This is a genomic window from Thomasclavelia sp. (assembly GCF_017889095.1).
Classification (GTDB): Bacteria; Bacillota_I; Bacilli_A; order Erysipelotrichales; family Coprobacillaceae; genus Thomasclavelia.
Window position 1 is genome coordinate 1 of the sequence record NZ_JAGHEW010000046.1, and the last position, 3,513, is coordinate 3,513.

The following is a 3,513-nucleotide window of genomic DNA, read 5'->3' on the forward strand; positions in this document are numbered from 1 at the left end:
TACTTAAAATGGATGTAGATAATTTAGGTGGTATTTTTGCTTTTGGTTTAAAGGCAAGTGATGAACCAAGAACACAAAGATCAATTTCTAAATATGTCACAATGAGTAGATTGATGGAATTTTTCTTTGGACATGAACTTAAAAATATTTGTCATGATGTTTCTTTATCGATTAATAGTGATATAGATAAGCAAGTAAAAAACGAAACGATGTTCTATATTAACTATGCTGGTGGTGATGATTTAGTTATCATTGGATCAGCCTATTCAATTATTCAGCTTGCATTAGAAATTCATCAGCGTTTTAGCAAATTTACAGGCAATAAAAATATAACTATTTCTGGTGGTATTAACATTCAAAGCGATAAAAAACCAATTCGTTTTGGTAGCCAGGAAGCTGAAGAAGCGTTATCAATGTCCAAAGAGGGAAATAAAAATGCGATAACATTATTAGATACAACTGTTCCTTTCGATAAATTTTCAGCACTGCTAGATCAAGTCAGCGAAATTTGTCAGTTAATGGAAGAAGGACAGATTTCACGCACGATGATTTATAATATCATGAGTTATATTGATGATAAAAATTATCAGGAATATGTTTGTTTAGTACCAAGGATCCAGTATGTTTTATATCGAAATATTAAAAATGAACAGATATTTGCAAACATGTGTAAACAATTAAGAGATATAAAAGATAATCAAAGTTTAAAACAATATATTTTAAAATTAAAATTAGTATTATTGTTTACACGTAATAATTAAGGAGGAGTAGCACATGGGAAATAATGATAGAAGAAATAGAAATAATAATGATAATTCATTTCCTAAAATAAATCGACCTTTACATCTTGAATATACTAATTATGAAGAACTTTATTTACCAGAAAAAAAAGCATATCAATATGCAAGATTGTTTAGTGGTATTCCTAATCATCAAATGAGAAAAATATTAGATACCGTAAAAAGTGCGGTGTTACAAAGTGATCATGATATAACTAATGCTTGTAAACAGATGTATATAATTGTTGCTATGAGTGCTTATAACGCTGGAAGAATGCCAAAATTAAAACCATTATATAATTTTTTATCAAATACAATAAACGAACGCTCAATAAAAACTCAAGCGGATATTAAGACATTTGATCAGTTTTTCACTAGTATTGTTGCTTATCATAGGTTAGTTAGTAGAAATTAAATAGGGGGAAATAGAAATGTTAGAAGGCATTTATGTTTTAAAAATAAAGTTAGAATTATTGTCTGGATTATATATTGGTGGAAATGATAATGGTTTTGATATTGGTGGAGCTGATACTGATGTAATTAGAAATCCTTTAACTAAAGAACCATATATCCCAGGAAGTTCTTTAAAAGGAAAATTGAAAGTTTTATTAAAATATAATTTAAAAGATACAAATATTGATACTAATAAAAAAGATATAGTTTTTAAAAATTCATCAATTACTAATATTTTTGAAACACTTGAAGATGAAAGTAATAATGATGTAAAAATTAGTAGAGCAATTTTTAGAGATCTTACTTTGACAAAAGATAGCAAGGAAACATTAGAAAGAATTTTAGGGGTAAATTGTTATACAGAAATTAAAGCTGAAAATAAAGTTAATGCCATTTCTGGAAAATCAGATTCACCACGTTTTATTGAAAGAGTACCAGCCGGAGCAGAATTTGAAGGTGAAATTGTTTTAAATATCTTTGATGGTGATGATAAAAAATTAATGATGGATACTATTAAAAAGGCAATAAGATTATTGGAAATGAATTATTTAGGCGGTAATGGATCAAGAGGCTATGGACGAGTAAAAGCAGAATTTAATGATTTTGAAAAAGTAGAAATATAAGATGAAATTATATAAATTAACGTTTAAGAGTATTTCGTCCATAACGAAAATGCCTGATGCTCAAACAATATTTGGTGCTATATGTAATATTATAAAATATACCAAAGGTGAAGATGAATTAATAAAATATTTAAATTCTTTTTCAAGTGAACCGTTATTTGTTCATTCTTCAATGTTTTTAGAAGGAACAATGCCAATGGCAAAAGTAGGACTTATTCCGATTGAAGAAAAAAATCGACGAGTTTTAGAATTAGAACCAAAAGAACAATTAAAATATTTAAGTCAATTAAAAAAATTAAAGAAAATCACTGCTGTAACCTTAGATATCTATAATCAGTATTTAGTTGATGGTCATTTTACTGAATTAAAAGATGATATCTATTTAGATAAAATAAGTATTGAAAATGGGATACTATCGAACACTACAGTAAGCTATGAACGAGTAGATCAGTTAGTTGCTCATAATAATCATGAAGAATATAATACCGATGAAAGAAGATTGTATTATGATAATAATATTTATTTTCATAATGATTGTCGTTTTTGTATTTATGTAAAAACAAATGATATTAAATATGTCGAAAGTATTTTTAAATATTCCCAGTATTTTGGTTTTGGTAGTAGAATTTCAGTTGGGAAAAATAGTTTTGAACTTGAAAAAATAGTAGAAGTTACTAAGGTTAAAACAAATCATGACTATAAAGTGCTTTTATCTAAATGTATTAGTAACGAATTTGATCTAAAAGAATCTTCGTATGTGATTGATTCAACGGTTTATTTAGGGTCACATTCTTATTCATCAAATGTCATCGGCAGATTTAATCGTTTTGTCGAAGGCAGCTACATGAAAGTAAATGAAGATAAAGAATATTATGGTAGATTAGTAAAATGTAATAATAGTAAAGATATATATCATTATGGTATTGGCTTTACACTATGAGGTAAAAATATGGCAATCAAATCTAAAATAACAGTTGTTTCACCTGTTCATATTGGAACAGGTGATGAAAAACTAAGCTGTGAATACAATCAAACAAATAATACTATTGCTTGTTATGACATGTGGCAATTGTTGTCTTTTAAAACCAATAAAGAATTATTAGATTTTCGCTTTTTAAATAGCTTATTAAAAGCAAATCAAGGTTCCAAAAGAGATGAATTAAATCGAATTATTAAAAAGGATGTTGATTATACTAAAATAACACCATCATATTCTTTACGCGCTGATTTTACTAAACAGCCAAAACAAAATGTTCGAGTCCAATTAAAATCATTAAATAAACCATACATACCTGGTTCATCATTAAAAGGGGCAATCATGAATGCTATTTTTTATGATTTTATAAAAAAACATTTAAATGAATTTTATAACTATGTCGAGGAAAATATAGGAAAGAAATATGATGTTGATAACTTTTTAAAATTTATTGATAATAATTTGGCTGAATTTGTAAAACAAATATCTAATTGTTTAATATGTAGGGATGTTTATTTTGATAGAATGGTTTTGGTAAATACTATTAGAAATAAAGTATACCAAGACGAAAAAGAAACTTCATTAACTCTACCTAATTTTGAATGTATTGATGTTAATCAAATTAATGATGATGAAATAATAACGATAAATAGTGATAGAAAAAATTTTTTAGAAAAAACTA

At 26.5% G+C, this 3,513-nt stretch carries 4 protein-coding genes and 1 pseudogene; all 5 read left to right on the plus strand.

Annotated features, from left to right (window positions below; all coding sequences use genetic code 11):
- A pseudogene (locus tag J7M77_RS02030) lies at positions 1-761 on the plus strand (hypothetical protein); the annotation flags it as partial.
- Positions 762-774: 13 nt separating this feature from the next.
- A complete protein-coding gene (csm2, locus tag J7M77_RS02035; RefSeq protein WP_296875488.1) occupies positions 775-1,194 on the plus strand; it encodes a type III-A CRISPR-associated protein Csm2 in 420 nt (139 codons plus the stop codon).
- Between the two features lie 16 nt (positions 1,195-1,210).
- Entirely contained in the window at positions 1,211-1,855 is a 645-nt protein-coding gene (gene csm3 / locus J7M77_RS02040; protein ID WP_296875490.1) for a type III-A CRISPR-associated RAMP protein Csm3, read from the plus strand.
- A 1-nt stretch (position 1,856) separates the two neighbouring features.
- Complete coding sequence (locus J7M77_RS02045; RefSeq protein ID WP_296875492.1) at positions 1,857-2,795, plus strand: hypothetical protein; 939 nt, start codon at positions 1,857-1,859, stop codon at positions 2,793-2,795.
- Between the two features lie 9 nt (positions 2,796-2,804).
- Positions 2,805-3,513: type III-A CRISPR-associated RAMP protein Csm5 (gene csm5, locus J7M77_RS02050; RefSeq protein ID WP_296875494.1), on the plus strand; the 709-nt coding region annotated here is incomplete at its 3' end.